Raw genomic sequence first — 14,331 nt, 5'->3', positions numbered from 1 at the left:
TCCTGGCGCGAGTCGATGGACGCCGCTCGGGTCGGACCGGTGCGATTGACTCGCGCGGCGGCGGCAACCACTGAGTCGTTTCTGCTATCAGCTCGAAAGCGCCGGGACCGAAGCCCCCTCTCCCGATCGGTGCGGGCCGGGCCGGGTGGCGACCGGTCGCGGCGCCGGCTGCGCCGCGCTGCCGTCGTGGGCGCTGCCCGTCGTCGGCGCGGACGACAGCGACCGTGCGAGAGTGGGGCCGTGCTCGCCGACGTTGCTCTCGACCTGCCGGTCCGGCCGGTGCTGCCGGCGCTCGTCGAGGCGCTGCGCACGACGGGTGCCGGGGTGCTGGTGGCGCCGCCGGGCACCGGCAAGACCACCACCGCGCCGCTGGCGGTCGCCGACGCGGTCACCGGGCGGGTGGTGATCGCCCAGCCCCGGCGGGTGGCCGCCCGCGCCGCCGCGCACCGGATGGCCGCCCTGCTCGGCGAGCGGGTCGGCGACCGGATCGGGTACGCGGTCCGGGGCGAGCGCCGGAGCGGGCCCCGGACCCGGGTCGAGGTGGTCACCACCGGCCTGCTGGTACGCCGGCTGCACCACGACCCGGAGCTGCCCGGGGTGGACGCGGTCCTGCTGGACGAGTGTCACGAGCGGCAACTCGACGCCGACCTGGCGTTGGCGTTCAGCGTGGAGGCCCGGGCCACCCTGCGTCCGGACCTCTGGCTGCTGGCGATGTCGGCGACCCCGCAGGCCGACCGGTTCGCCGCGCTGCTCGGCGGCGGCGTGCCCGCCCCGGTCGTCCGCGCCGAGGCCGCGTTGCACCCGGTGGACCGGGTGTGGGCGCCACCGCCGCGCCCGATCGCCCCACCCGGCGCGGGCCGGGTGGACCCGGCGCTGCTGGACCACGTGGCCGCCACGGTGCGCCGGGCGCTGCGCGAGCGGGCCGGCGACGTGCTGGTCTTCCTGCCCGGGGCGGGCGAGATCGCGGCCGTCGCCGGGCGACTGGCCGACCTGCGCGACACGGTCGCCGTGCTGCCGCTGCACGGCCGGCTCTCCGGCGCCGCCCAGGACGCCGCGCTGGCCCCACCGTCCGGCCGAGGAACCGCGCACCCGGGAACCGTCCGGCGGCGGGTCGTGCTGGCCACCGCGGTGGCGGAGAGCAGCCTGACCGTGCCGGGGGTGCGGGTGGTGGTGGACGCCGGGCTGAGCCGGGTACCGCGCACCGACCTGGCCCGCGGGCTGGGCGCGTTGGTCACCGTGCCGGTGTCCCGGGCGGCGGCCACCCAACGGGCCGGCCGGGCCGGGCGGGAGGCGCCGGGTGCGGTCTACCGCTGCTGGTCGGAGGCGACGCACGCCCGGCTCGCCCCGCAGCCCGAACCGGAGATCGCCACCGCCGACCTGACCGGGTTCGCGCTGGAGCTGGCCGCCTGGGGCACGTCGGACGGCAGCGGCCTGGCGCTGCCCGATCCGCCGCCGCCGGCCGCGCTGGCCGTGGCCCGGGAGACCCTGGGCACGCTCGGCGCGGTCGACGCCGACGGCCGGATCACGTCCCGGGGGCGGGCGATCGCGTCGGTCGGCGCCCATCCCCGGTTGGCCCGGGCGTTGCTCGACGGCGCGCGGCGGGTCGGCGCCGACCGGGCGGCCGAGGTGGTGGCGGTGCTCGCCGACGAGTCGTCGGGCGGCGTGGGGGACGACCTGCCGGGCCGGTGGCGCCGGCTGCGCGCCGGCACCGACCCGGCCGCCACCGCCCGGTGGCGCGCCGAGGTACGCCGGCTGCGCGCCGCCCTGCCCACCCGCACCGCCGACAGCCGGCCGGAGACCGAAGCGCCGACCGGCCAACCACCGCACCGGCCCGCCGGAGACCTCGGCGGCCGGCCGGAACAGCCCGGCCAGACAGCCGGCGGCCGGCCGGAGCGCCTGCCGGACGATCTGGCCGCGGGGCTGCTGGCCGGCTTGGCGTACCCGGAACGGTTGGCCCGGGTGCGGCGGCCCGGCGGGTCCGCGTACCTGATGGCCGGTGGCACCGCCGCGGAGCTGGCGGCGGGGTCGGGGCTGGCCGGGTCGACGTGGCTGGCCGTCGCGGTCGCCGACCGCTCCCCCGGCGCGCCGGCCGCCCGGGTCCGGCTGGCCGCGCCGGTCGACGAGGCGACCGCGCGCGAGGCCGGCGCGGTGCTGCTGCGCGACGGGCGGGAGGTCGCCTGGTCCGGCGGCGAGGTGGTGGCCCGGGAGGTGGTCCGTCTCGGCGCGATCGAGCTGGTCAACCGGCCGCTCGCCGCACCCGAGCCGGAACTGGTCGCGGCGGCGGTGCTGGACGGGCTGCGGCAGGAGGGTCCGGGGCTGCTGCGCTGGACGCCGGAGGCGACCGCGCTGCGCCACCGGCTGGCCTTCTGCCGACAGGCGCTCGGCGACGACTGGCCGGACGTGTCGGACGCCGCGTTGCTCGCCGCCGCGCCCGCCTGGCTCGGGCCGGAGCTGGGCCGGGCACGCCGCCGGGCCGACCTGGCCCGCGTCGACGTGGCCACGGCGCTGCGCCGGCTGCTCGACTGGCGGCAGGCGGCCCGGCTGGACGAGCTGGCGCCGGAGCGGCTGCCGGTGCCGAGCGGCTCGCGGATCCGGGTGGACTACGCCGATGCGGCGGCGCCGGTGCTCGCGGTCAAGCTCCAGGAGGCGTTCGGTTGGCGGGACGTGCCCCGGATCGCCGACGGGCGGGTGCCGGTGCTGCTGCACCTGCTCTCGCCGGCCGGACGGCCGGTGGCGGTCACCGCGGACCTGGCCTCGTTCTGGCGGACCGGCTATCCGCAGGTGCGGGCGGAGCTGCGCGGGCGCTACCCGCGGCACCCGTGGCCGGAGGACCCGACGACGGCCGAGCCGACCCGCCGGGCCAGCCCGCGCCGGCGCTGACCGGGCTCACTCCTCGACGACGTCGGCGATCACCACGGTGATGTTGTCCGGCCCGCCGGCGCGCAGCGCGAGGTCGATGAGCCGGGCCGCGCAGGCGTCCCGCTCCAGGCCCTCGCCGAGCACCTCGGTGAGGGTGTCGGCGCGGACCACGTTGGAGAGGCCGTCGCTGCACAGCAGCCAGCGGTCACCGGCCCGGGGCACCATGGTGGCGTACGCCGGGGAGACCTGGTCGCCCTGCAACGCCTGGGTCACCACGGCGCGCCGGGGGTGGCTGCTCGCCTGGTCGGGGGTGATCAGGCCCTGGTCGACGAGCATCTGCACGAACGTGTCGTCGCGGGTGACCTGCTTGAGCACGCCGTCGCGGAACAGGTAGGCCCGGGAGTCGCCGACGTGTGCCAGCGCCAGGCAGCTTCCGGTGCGGGCGAACAGCAACGCGGTCAGCGTGGTGCCCATGCCCTGGCGTTCCGGGTCCTCCTCGACCGCCCGGCGGATGCCCGCGGTGGCCTGCTCGATGGCGCCCTGGAGCGCGGCGACCAGCGCGTCCTCCGGGGTCTCCACGTCCAGCGGGGCGATCGCGTCGATCGCGATGCGGCTGGCCAGGTCGCCGGCCGCCATGCCGCCCATGCCGTCGGCGACCGCGACCAGCCAGGGGCCCGCGTGCTGGGCGTCCTGGTTGCCGCTGCGGATCAGCCCACGGTCGCTCGCTCCGACGGAACGAAGCTTCAGGGTCATGGGACGCAGCCTGCCAGGTTGAGGGCTCGGTTGTCTCTAGGAGATCACCACCATCGTACGTGGCGCGGTGAAATCTCACTGCGCGTGGGCGCGCTACCGCCATCGGACCGGATCGATTGACAGCGACGGAACGCGATGGAAACATCGGCCTGATATTGGGAGCGCTCCCAGCTCCCGCCACTCCCCCACCGTCACTCCCGAAGCACGGAAGGAACCCTCCGTGACCCGTTCCCGTCGTCGGCTGGTCGCGCTCGCCGCGACCGCCACCCTGGCGATCACCGGCCTCACCGCCGGCCCGGCCCTCGCCGAGGTGCCACCGGACGCCCCCGAACAACTCCGCAACGGCGACTTCAGCGCCGGCGTCTCCCCCTGGTTCTCCTACGGCACCGGCGAGCTGGCGGTCACCGACGGCCGGCTCTGCACCACGGTCGCCGCCGGCACGGCCAACCCCTGGGACGCCGGCATCGGCCAGGACGCGGTGCCGCTGATCTCCGGCGCCGAGTACGAACTCTCCTTCGACGTCTCCGCCACCCCCGGGGCGGCGCTCAAGGCGGTGCTCCAGCTCGGCAGCGCCCCGTACACCACGTACGCCAGCGTGGACGCCACCGCCACCGGCACCGCGAAGCACGTCACCACCACGTTCACCGCGCCGGCCGACAACGCCGGGGCGCAACTCATCTTCCAGGTCGGCGGCAGCGCGCAGGCGCAGACGTTCTGCCTCGACAACGTGTCGCTGCGCGGCGGCGAGGCCGCCCCGCCGTACGAGCCGGACACCGGCCCCCGGGTCCGGGTCAACCAGGTCGGCTACCTGCCCGGCGGCCCGAAGCACGCCACCGTGGTCACCGAGGCCACCGGGGCGCTGCCCTGGCAGCTCACGTCCGCCGCCGGGGCCGTGGTGGCCAGCGGCGAGAGCACGCCGCGCGGCGTGGACGAGGCGTCGGCGCAGAACGTGCAGACCGTCGACTTCTCCGCGTACCGCACGCCCGGAACCGGCTACACGCTGACCGTCGACGGGGAGACCAGCCACCCGTTCGACATCTCCGGCACGGTCTACGACCGGCTGCGCGCGGACTCGCTCCAGTTCTTCTACGCCCAGCGCAGCGGCATCGCGATCGACGGCGACCTGATCGGCGACGAGTACGCCCGCCCCGCCGGCCACCTCGACGTCGCCCCCAACAAGGGCGACACGGACGTGCCCTGCCAGCCCGGCGTCTGCGACTACAAGCTTGACGTGCGCGGCGGCTGGTACGACGCCGGCGACCACGGCAAGTACGTGGTCAACGGCGGCATCGCCACCTACCAGCTCCTCAACACGTTCGAGCGCACCAAGACCGCGGAGACCGCCGACGGCGGCGCGGCGCTCGGCGACGCCACGCTGCGGGTGCCCGAGCGCGGCAACGACGTGCCGGACGTGCTCGACGAGGCCCGCTGGGAGCTGGACTTCCTGCTGCGCATGCAGGTGCCGGCCGGCAAGCCGCTGGCCGGGATGGTCCACCACAAGATCCACGACCAGAACTGGACCGGCCTCCCGCTCGCCCCGCAGGACGACCCGCAGGTGCGTGAGCTGCACCCGCCGTCCACCGCGGCCACGCTCAACCTGGCCGCCGTCGCCGCCCAGTGCGCACGGCTGTTCGCCCCGTACGACGCCGCGTACGCGACCCGCTGCGGCACGGCCGCGAAGACCGCGTACGCGGCGGCCAAGGCGCACCCGGCGATCTACGCCTCGGCCAGCGACGGCACCGGCGGTGGCGCGTACGAGGACAACAACGTCACCGACGAGTTCTACTGGGCCGCGGTCGAGCTGTGGCTGACCACCGGCGACAAGGCGTACCTGGCCGACGTCACCGGCTCGCCGCTGCACACCGCCGACGTGTTCACCCCCAACGGCGCGTTCGGCTGGCAGAGCGTGGCCGCGCTGGGCCGGCTCGACCTGGCCACCGTGCCGAACACGCTGCCGGCGGCGGAGAAGACCCGGATCCGCGCGTCGATCACCGCCGCCGCGGACCGCTACCTGGCCACGATCGCCGACCAGGCGTACGGGCTGCCGATGCCCGGCACCGCCGACGCGTACGTCTGGGGCAGCAACAGCAACATCGTGAACAACACGATCGTGCTGGCCACCGCGTTCGACCTGAGCCGGAACGCGAAGTACCGGGACGGCGCGGTGCAGGCCGCCGACTACCTGTTCGGCCGCAACGCGCTGAACATGTCCTACGTGACCGGCTGGGGCGAGCAGAACGCCCACAACCAGCACAGCCGGATCTTCGGCCACCAGCTCAACCCGGACCTGCCGACCCCGCCGGCCGGCTCGCTCGCCGGCGGCCCGAACGCCGCGCTCCAGGACCCGTACGCGGCGAACCTGCTCGCCGGCTGCGCGCCGATGTTCTGCTACGTCGACGACATCAACTCGTACGCGACGAACGAGGTGGCGATCAACTGGAACTCGGCGCTGGCCTGGCTCGCCTCGTTCCTGGCCGACCAGGGTGACGCGGCGGCCGTGCCGGCGCCCACCTGCGCGGTCACCTACACCACCCACGGGAGCTGGCCGTCCGGCTTCACCACCCAGGTGACGGTGCGCAACACCGGCACGTCGGCGGTGAACGGGTGGAGCCTGCGCTGGGCCTTCACCGGCGACCAGAAGGTGAGCCAGTCCTGGTCGGCGCAGGTCGCCCAGAGCGGCGCCACGGTGACCGCGAAGAACCTGGCGTGGAACGCCAAGCTGGCACCGGGCGCGTCCACCACGTTCGGCCTGAACGGCACCGGCTCCGGGGCCCCCAACCCCGATCCCACCCTGATCACCCTGAACGGGAAGGCCTGCACCATCTCCTGACACGTTCCCGTCCCCGCGACCGTGCGGTGGCGGCGCCCGTCCGGCGTCGTCACCGCACGGTCCGCGACGTCGGCGGGTACGGTCCTCCGATGGCGTACCTGCTCCTGGCCCTCGCGATCACCGCCGAGGTGATCGGCACCAGCCTGCTCAAGGCCAGCGACGGCTTCACCCGGCTCTGGCCCACGGCCGGCCTGGTGGCGTGCTACCTGGCCGCGTTCGGGCTGCTCGCCCTCGTGGTGCGGGACGTGCCGGTCGGCGTGGCGTACGCGATCTGGTCCGGGCTCGGCACCGCCGCCATCATGGCGGTCGGCGCGGCGTTCCTGGGCGAGCCGCTGAGCGTGACCAAGGTGGTCGGGGCGGCCCTGGTCATCGCTGGCGTGGTGGTGCTCAACCTGGGCGGCGCCCACTGAACGTGGCCTCGTGAGAGCGCCGTAATCCGGTGGACGTGCGTCGAGGCGTACGCGAGGGTGAGCGCGTGGCCGCAGACGCAGAATCCCGTGTGTGGTCGGCGATGCCGGCCGGCACGCGCGCGGCCCTGGCCGGTCTCCCCGCGGCGGATCTACGGACACTTCTGCTCGCCGTGGCCCGTGACCGCGCCACGGCCGTCCGTCCCGCACAGGTGCTGCGGCGTTGGCAAGAGGATCGGTTCGTCCGGCCGTCAACCGCCGACCCGCGCGCAATGTCGCGACTGGAGGGACGAATCTGGGCGTTGCTGCCCACCGACGTGCATGGTGTCGAGCTGTCACCGGTTGCGCCGCTCGGCACCTGCGCCGCCGTCGCACCGGTCAGCCAGCACCGGATCGTCTCCACCATGCGGGGCACCGAGGTGGTCAGCGACCCGACGAACGCCCTGGCGGTCGAGGCGGCGAACCGCCGTCGGCACGCCGACGAGGTGCATCTCGCCTCGATGCACCGGGTGCTCCGCGCGCAGGACTTCGGCCCCGGCCGGCCCGCGCACTTCCGGCTCTGCGCGCTGGTCTCCACCGCGCGGGACACCGGATCGGGTCGCACCGAGGCCCGGTTGCTGACCCGACATCTCCGCTTCTGGCGTACGGTCCTGGCCGACCTGGCCCCGACCGCCGCGCCCCGGATGCACGTCACGGCCCTGGAGCCGGTGGTCGCCGAACGGCTCGCCGACACGGTCCGCCCGGCCCTCGGCCACGGCCCGGTTCCGCTGCGTGACGAGCCGGACCGGCAACGCGGGCGCGGCTACTACCGGGCGGCCGCGCTGCGTCTCACCCTGTCCGACGGCGTGGACGAGGTCGGCGACGGCGGCTTCACCGACTGGACCGCCCGGCTGCTCGGTGACGCCAAGGAACGCTGCCTCATCTCCTGCCTCGCCACCGAACGGCTGCAGCCCGGCTGACCGGGACACCCTCCGGCCGGCCGCCTCGCCGGCGGGCGGCTCAGTCGACCGGCCGGCGCATCGCCACCCGGTCGGTCGGGTCGAGTCCGAGCGCGGCCTCGGCCGCGAACAACCGGGCCAGCCCCGGGGTCAGCTCGGGTTCGGCCAGTTCGCGGAAGCCGCAGCGCGCGTAGTAGGGCGCGTTCCACGGCACGGACCGGAACGTGGTCAGCGTCAGCGCGGGCAGCCCTTCCGCCGCCGCCCACCGCGCCAGCTCGTCGAGCAGTCCCCGCCCGATCCCGCGTCGCGCGTACGCCGGGTCCACGCTGAGCTGCTGCACGTGCGCGGCCCCGTCGACGAGGTCGACAAGCGCGAACGCGATCGGCCGGTCGGCCCTGTCGACCGCGACCCGCAGCCGCCCGGCCCGCTGCCCGGCGGCCAGCGCCTCCAGCGGCAGCGGAGGCATGTCGGCCACCAGGTGCATGCCGATCTCCCGGAACGGGGCGCCGGAGGCGACCTCGATCCGCTGCACCTCGGTCAGCTCGTCGACTCGGGCGGTTCTGCTGCGCTCCACGGCGCCGACCCTGGCAGAGCGGGCGGGACGAGGCGAGCGGTTTTCCGCGTACCCTGCACCGGTGGTCCTCCCCCTGCCTTCCGGTGACTTCCGCGCGTACCTGTTCGACTGCGACGGCACGATCGTCGACTCGATGCCGGTGCACCACCAGGCGTGGTGCGCGGCGCTTGCCGAGTGGGACTGCGAGTTCCCGGAGGACCTGTTCTACGCCTGGGGCGGCCGGCCGGTCGCCGACATCGTCGTCGACCTCAACGCGCGGCATGGGCTGACCATGCCGGTCGAGGCGGTGACCCGTCGCCGGGAGGACCTGTTCCAGCAGCTGCTCCCCGGGGTGACCGCCGTGCCCGAGGTGCTGGCCCACATCGAGGACGCGCACGGGCGGGTGCCGTTCGCGGTCGTCTCCGGCAGCACCCGTGAGTCGGTGACCGCGTCGCTCACCACGCTGGGTCTGCTCGGCCGCTTCGAAACGCTGGTCTGCGCGGAGGACTGCACCCGGCCCAAGCCCGACCCGGAGGGCTACCTGCTGGCCGCCCGGCGCCTCGGCGTCGATCCGGCTGGATGCCTCGTGTTCGAGGACACCGACCTTGGCGTGGCGGCCGCGACGGCGGCGGGCATGGCGTCGGTCCGGGTGCCGCACCCCCGGGAGCGCGCGGCCAACCGCTGACCGTGCCGGAGGGCGCTACCGGCAGTAGTTGGCTCGGGAGTACGACCGGGGTGGGCACGCGAACCGGGAGTTGCGGACGGAGATTCTGAGGTTCGCGCCGGACGTTCGCGGCCGGCCGACCGGAAGGGCGAACACGCTTCATGACGACTCCACGAGATACTGCACTCGTGAGCGTCATGACTAACGGTCATAATTATGACTCTGAGTCATGTCGCTCTCCACGGCACTGTCTTTGCCGTCGGCGACACGCCCGAGAGGACGCGACGCCGGAGGGCGCCGATGAGGGCTGTCCCGCCGCCCGGCCCGCTGCGCACCCTGGCGCTCGCCACCCTGGCCAACACCGTCGGCACCGGGCTCTGGCTGGCCGGCGGCGCCCTCTACCTGACCCGGGACGTCGGCCTCTCCGCCACCTCGGTGGGCGCCGGGCTGATCGTCGCCGAGCGGGCTCGTGTAGCAGCATGGCGGGATGACCGACCAGCGGAGCATCACCATCCGGCCGGGCGGGCCGGCGGACGCGCCGGCCGTGCTGCGGCTGTTCGACAGCGCCATCGCCTGGCTGGCCGAACGCGGCCGGCCCGACCAGTGGGGCGCCGGCCCGGCCTCGACCGACCCACGCCGTATCGCCCAGGCCGACGGCTACGCCCGCGGTGACGGCCTGTGGTTCGCCGAGATCGACGGCACCGCGGTGGGCGCGCTGGTGGTCGGCGCGGCGACGGAGTACGTGCCACCGGCCACCGAGCCGGAGCTGTACGTCAACCTGCTGGTCACGGACCGGGCGTACGCGGGCCGGGGGGTCGGCGCGCGGCTGCTGGCGCACGCGGCGGAACTGGCCCGCGAACGCGGGCTCGGCCTGCTGCGGGTGGACTGCTTCCGGAGCGCCGACCGGGCGTTGGTGCGCTTCTACGAGGGCTGCGGTTTCACCGCCACCGAGCCGTTCACGGTGAGCCGGCCGGGTCGGCCACCGTGGCCGGGGCAGGTGCTGGCCCGCCGGCTCGACTGAGCGCCGCCGACGTCAGCCGATCTCCTCGTCCTCGAAACACCAGCGCCACGACTCCCCCGGCTCGATCGAGCGCATCACCGGATGCCCGGTGGACCCGAAGTGCTTACTCGCGTGCTGGTACGGCGACGAGTCGCAGCAGCCCACGTGCCCGCAGCTCAGGCAGGCGCGCAGGTGCACCCAGTCCCGGTTGCCGACCGCCACGCAGTCGGGGCACTCGGTGGTGGTGGCGGGCTGGGCGTCGCCCGCCCCGGTCAGGTGCGGACAGCTCATTCGAGAACCTCCTGTTGTAGCAGCGACTCCTCCAGGTCCAGATCCCGGTAGGCGCGGGTGAGCACCTCCTCCGGGATCTGGCCGGAGTCGCGGGCGGCCCGGAACACCTCCCGCTCGGCGTCGATCATCTCCTGCCGCAGCCGCGCGTACGCCTGGGAGGGGGTCTCCCGGTCGGTGCCGCCGAGCCGTTCCCAGGCCAGGTTGGCGCGGGACGTGGTCAGCCCGCGCAGCCGTTCCACCACCGCCTCGGGCGCGTCGCCGGCCAGCGCGTCGAGCCGTTCCCGGGCGGCGCGGCTGGCCCGCTGCTGCACCCCGGCGGCGGAGAGCGCGTCCTGCACCGGGTCGTCCGGGGGCAGCCGCAGCCGCCGGGCCAGCCACGGCAGGGTGGCGCCCTGCCCGACCAGGGTGGCCACGATCACCGCGAAGGCCAGCCAGATCAGCAGCGCACGCGGGTACGGCCGGTCGTCGGCGAGCGTGAGCGGCAGACCCAGGGCGGCGGCCAACGTCACCACGCCGCGCATGCCGGCCCAGCCGATGACGATGGGGAACTGCACGGGCGGCGCGGGGTCGCGCTGCCGGATCCGGGGCACCAGCCGGGCCAGGTAGGTGGCCGGGAACATCCAGACGAACCGGGACAGGAAGACGGCGGCGAGCACCGCGGCGGTGATCCCGACCAGCGAGCCGACCGGTTCGTCGAGGTCGCGCACCACCTCGGGCAGTTGCAGGCCGACCAAGAGGAACACCAGCCCCTCCAGCAGGAACTGGATCAGTCGCCAGAACGCGGTCACCTGGAGGCGGGAGCCGGCCGACATGAGCATCGGCAGCTTGTGGCCGATGCCGAGCCCGGTCACCACCACCGCGACCACGCCGGACGCATGGATCTCCTCGGCGGCGTACACCACCGCGAACGGCACGATCAGCGACAGTGCGTTGTCCAGCACCGGGTCGGTGATGCGCTTGTGCAGGTAGCCGAAGACCACCACGCCCAGCACCCCGACCACGATGCCGCCGCCGGCGGCGATCAGCACCTCCCGGGCCACGTAGCCGACGCCGACGCCGCCGGTGGTGGCGGTGGCCGCGACGATCGCCACCCGCAGCAGCACCAGCGCGGTGGCGTCGTTGACCAGGCTCTCGCCCTCCAGGATGGTGACGACCCGCCGGGGCAGGCCGACCCGCCGGGCCACCGCGGTGGCGGCGACCGCGTCGGGCGGCGCCACCACCGCGCCGAGCGCCACGCAGATCGCGTACGGCAGGTCGGGCAGGAACAGGTGCACCACGGTGCCGACCACGAACGCGGTGAAGATCACCAGCCCGACCGCGAGCAGCAGGATCGGCCGCAGGTTGAGCCGGAACGCCGGCACCGAGGTGTTCACCGCCGCCACGTACAGCAGCGGCGGCAGGATGCCGACGAGGACCAGGTCCGGTTCCAGCCGCACGTGCGGGAAGAACGGCAGGAAGGACAGCGCGAGGCCGAGCACCACCAGCAGGATCGGCGCGAGCAACCCGAGCCGGCGGGCCAGCGCCGCCCCGAACGTGGCGATCGCCAGGAACACCACGACCTCGAACAGAGCTTCCATGGGGTACGAGCCTAGGCGTCCCCGGGCCGGCCCGTGATCACGCGGTCGGGCGTACCTTCGGCAGCACCTCGGCGCCGAACGCGTCGAGGAACGCGCGCTGTTCCTGGCCCACGTGGTGCAGGGCGATCTGGTCGAAGCCCAGCTCGACGTACTCCTGGAGCCAGCCGACGTGCCGGCCCAGGTCGGCGGAGACGTTGACGGAGTCGGTGACCTTCGACATCGGCACGTCGGCGCTGACCACGTCGAAGTGCTCGGCGGTCTCCAGGTCCCAGCAGACCGGCGGCGCGAACACGTTGCTGCGCCACTGCTCGTACGCGATCGCCTCGGCCTCGGCCTGCTCGGGCGCCCAGCTCACGTGCACCTGGAGGTGCAGCGGCCCGCGCCCGCCGGCGTCCCGGTAGGCGTCGATCATCTGCCGGAGGTGGTCGACAGGCGCGTTGACCGTGATCAGCCCGTCCGCCCACTCGGCGCACCAGCGGGCGGTGGCCACGCTGACCGCGGCGCCGACCAGCGCGGGCGGCTCCTCGGGGCGGGTCCACAGCTTGGCCCGGTCCACGGTGACCAGCCCGTCGTGGCTGACCTCCTCGCCGGCCAGCAGCGCCCGGATCACGTCGACGCACTCGCGCAGCCGGGCGTTGCGCAGCTCCTTGCGGGGCCAGACGTCGCCGGTGATGTGCTCGTTGCTGGCCTCGCCGGTGCCCAGCGCCGCCCAGAAGCGACCGGGGTACATGGCGCCGAGCGTGCCGATGGCCTGCGCGATGATCGCCGGGTGGTAGCGCTGGCCGGGCGCGTTGACCACGCCGAAGGAGAGGTTGGTGGCCTGGAGCGCGGCGCCGAGCCAGGACCAGGCGAACCCGGACTGGCCCTGCCGCTCGCTCCACGGGGAGAAGTGGTCGGAGCACATGGCCGCGTCGAAGCCGGCCCGTTCGGCGTGGATCACCGCCTCCAGCAGCTTCGCCGGATGGATCTGCTCATGGGATGCGTGGAAGCCGAACGCCGTCATGGGCAGCACTCCTACCCATGGCGGCGGCCGGCCAACCGCACCTCACTCGGCGTGCGCGCCGGCGCCCGCGCCGGCCTCACCCTCGCCGATCCACACCGTCTTGGTGTTGCAGAACTCGCGCATGCCCAGCGCGGACAGCTCGCGGCCGTACCCGGAGTTCTTCACGCCGCCGAACGGCAGCTCCGGATAGGACGTGGTCATGCCGTTGACGAACACGTTGCCGGCGTCCAGGTCGGTGGCGAAGCGCTCCTGCTCGGCCGGGTCGGTGGTCCAGGCGTTCGAGCCGAGGCCGAAGCTGGTGCCGTTGGCCACCTCGATCGCCTCCTCGTACGAGCCGACCCGGTAGAGGCCGGCGACCGGGCCGAACACCTCCTCGCCCCACATCCGCATCTCCGGCCGCAGGTCGGTGACCACAGTCGGCGGGTAGAACCAGCCGTCCCCGGTCGGCTTCTCGCCGCCGCAGAGCACGGTGGCGCCCTGCCGCACCGCGTCGGTCACCTGGTCGTGCACCTCGTCCCGGCCGCGTTCGCTGGCCAGCGGGCCGACGTCGGTGCCGTCGTCCATCGGGTCGCCGACCCGCAGCGCCGCCATCCGGGCGGCGAACTTCTCGGCGAACGCGTCGAAGACGTCGGTGTGCACGATGAACCGCTTGGCGGCGATGCAGGACTGGCCGTTGTTCTGGCAGCGGGCGGTGGTGGCCACCTCGGCGGCCTGGTCCAGGTCGGCCGAGGGCATCACCACGAACGGGTCGCTGCCGCCCAGTTCCAGCACGGTCTTCTTGAGTTCCCGGCCGGCGATCTGCGCGATGGAGCGGCCGGCCGGCTCGCTGCCGGTGAGCGTGGCGGCGCGGACCCGGGGGTCGCCGAGGATCCGGCCCACCGCGTCGGAGCCGACCAGCAGCGTGGTGAACGCGCCCTCGGGAAAACCGGCCCGGCGGAACAGGTCCTCCAGGTAGAGCGCGGTCTGCGGCACGTTCGAGGCGTGCTTGAGCAGGCCGGTGTTGCCGGCCATCAGGGCCGGGGCGGCGAAGCGCATCACCTGCCACAGCGGGAAGTTCCACGGCATCACCGCCAGCACCGCGCCGATCGGCTGGTAGCGGACGTACGCCCGCTTCGCCTTGACCGCCGCGGCGTCGGCCGGCTCGTCGGCGAGCATCGCCGGCGCGTTGTCCGCGTAGAAGCGGCAGGCGGTGGCGCACTTGGTGACCTCCGCCTTGGCGGCGGCGTACGTCTTGCCCATCTCGGTGGTCATCAGCCGGGCGGTGGAGTCCCGCTCGGCGTCGAGCAGGTCGGCGGCGGCGGTGAGCCACCGGGCGCGCTGCGCGATCGTGGTGTCCCGCAACTGCCGGTACGCGAGGTCGGCCCGCTCGATCGCGGCGTCGACCTGCTCGTCCGACATCGCGTCGTACGTCTTGAGCACCTGTCCGGTGGCGGGATTGGTGGTGGCGATGGGCATG

General features: G+C 74.5%; 12 protein-coding genes and 1 pseudogene. 7 read left to right on the top strand and 6 right to left on the bottom strand.

From position 1 onward, the window contains the following. The first annotated feature begins 240 nt into the window (after positions 1-240). On the top strand, positions 241-2,880 hold the full coding sequence (gene hrpB, locus ACZ6O5_RS17040) for an ATP-dependent helicase HrpB (RefSeq protein WP_465978175.1): 2,640 nt from the start codon (positions 241-243) through the stop codon (positions 2,878-2,880). Between the two features lie 6 nt (positions 2,881-2,886). Here the strand turns inward: hrpB and ACZ6O5_RS17035 are convergent, their stop codons facing one another. Further along, positions 2,887-3,612: a PP2C family protein-serine/threonine phosphatase gene (locus tag ACZ6O5_RS17035; protein ID WP_465978173.1), complete on the bottom strand. Its 726-nt coding sequence runs from the start codon at positions 3,610-3,612 to the stop codon at positions 2,887-2,889. Between the two features lie 220 nt (positions 3,613-3,832). Here ACZ6O5_RS17035 and ACZ6O5_RS17030 point away from each other — a divergent pair, with 220 nt between their 5' ends. The 3 genes from ACZ6O5_RS17030 to ACZ6O5_RS17020 all read left to right on the top strand — a co-directional run bounded on the left by ACZ6O5_RS17030 (position 3,833) and on the right by ACZ6O5_RS17020 (position 7,808). Further along, the gene (locus ACZ6O5_RS17030; RefSeq protein WP_465978171.1) at positions 3,833-6,442 is read left to right on the top strand and encodes a glycoside hydrolase family 9 protein; all 2,610 of its coding nucleotides are present in this window, start codon (positions 3,833-3,835) and stop codon (positions 6,440-6,442) included. An 89-nt stretch (positions 6,443-6,531) separates the two neighbouring features. Beyond that, positions 6,532-6,852 carry a DMT family transporter gene (locus ACZ6O5_RS17025; protein ID WP_465978170.1) on the top strand — a complete coding sequence of 107 codons (321 nt, stop codon included), beginning with the start codon at positions 6,532-6,534 and terminating at the stop codon, positions 6,850-6,852. 269 nt (positions 6,853-7,121) lie between these two features. Continuing rightward, complete coding sequence (locus ACZ6O5_RS17020; RefSeq protein WP_465978168.1) at positions 7,122-7,808, top strand: hypothetical protein; 687 nt, start codon at positions 7,122-7,124, stop codon at positions 7,806-7,808. 40 nt (positions 7,809-7,848) lie between these two features. Here ACZ6O5_RS17020 and ACZ6O5_RS17015 read toward each other — a convergent pair whose 3' ends face one another. After that, a complete protein-coding gene (locus tag ACZ6O5_RS17015) occupies positions 7,849-8,361 on the bottom strand; it encodes a GNAT family N-acetyltransferase (RefSeq protein WP_465978166.1) in 513 nt (170 codons plus the stop codon). Positions 8,362-8,422: 61 nt separating this feature from the next. On the opposite strand from ACZ6O5_RS17015, the gene ACZ6O5_RS17010 reads away from it, so the two are divergent. The 3 genes and pseudogenes from ACZ6O5_RS17010 (at position 8,423) to ACZ6O5_RS17000 (ending at position 10,025) form a co-directional block, all read left to right on the top strand. Then, a complete protein-coding gene (locus tag ACZ6O5_RS17010; protein ID WP_465978164.1) occupies positions 8,423-9,025 on the top strand; it encodes an HAD family hydrolase in 603 nt (200 codons plus the stop codon). 279 nt (positions 9,026-9,304) lie between these two features. Then, a pseudogene (locus ACZ6O5_RS17005) lies at positions 9,305-9,463 on the top strand (MFS transporter); the annotation flags it as partial. Positions 9,464-9,491: 28 nt separating this feature from the next. Further along, a complete protein-coding gene (locus ACZ6O5_RS17000; protein WP_465978162.1) occupies positions 9,492-10,025 on the top strand; it encodes a GNAT family N-acetyltransferase in 534 nt (177 codons plus the stop codon). A 12-nt stretch (positions 10,026-10,037) separates the two neighbouring features. On the opposite strand, the gene ACZ6O5_RS16995 is transcribed toward ACZ6O5_RS17000, so the two are convergent. Genes ACZ6O5_RS16995 through ACZ6O5_RS16980 form a run of 4 tightly spaced genes read right to left on the bottom strand, consistent with a single transcriptional unit; the run spans position 10,038 to position 14,330 of the window. After that, positions 10,038-10,295 carry a UBP-type zinc finger domain-containing protein gene (locus tag ACZ6O5_RS16995; RefSeq protein WP_465978160.1) on the bottom strand — a complete coding sequence of 86 codons (258 nt, stop codon included), beginning with the start codon at positions 10,293-10,295 and terminating at the stop codon, positions 10,038-10,040. Next, positions 10,292-11,872 (bottom strand): Na+/H+ antiporter, encoded by a 1,581-nt coding sequence (locus ACZ6O5_RS16990; RefSeq protein ID WP_465978158.1) that lies wholly within the window; start codon positions 11,870-11,872, stop codon positions 10,292-10,294. Before ACZ6O5_RS16990 ends, ACZ6O5_RS16995 begins: the two co-directional genes overlap by 4 nt. Positions 11,873-11,909: 37 nt before the next feature. Beyond that, positions 11,910-12,875, bottom strand: coding sequence for a TIGR03885 family FMN-dependent LLM class oxidoreductase (locus ACZ6O5_RS16985; RefSeq protein ID WP_396770847.1), 966 nt, complete (start codon positions 12,873-12,875; stop codon positions 11,910-11,912). 42 nt (positions 12,876-12,917) lie between these two features. Continuing rightward, the gene (locus ACZ6O5_RS16980) at positions 12,918-14,330 is read right to left on the bottom strand and encodes an NADP-dependent succinic semialdehyde dehydrogenase (protein ID WP_465978155.1); all 1,413 of its coding nucleotides are present in this window, start codon (positions 14,328-14,330) and stop codon (positions 12,918-12,920) included. Between the last annotated feature and the right edge of the window lies 1 nt (position 14,331).

This window comes from Micromonospora sp. NPDC049201 (genome assembly GCF_055586805.1).
This window is presented reverse-complemented; position numbering and strand designations above follow the sequence as displayed.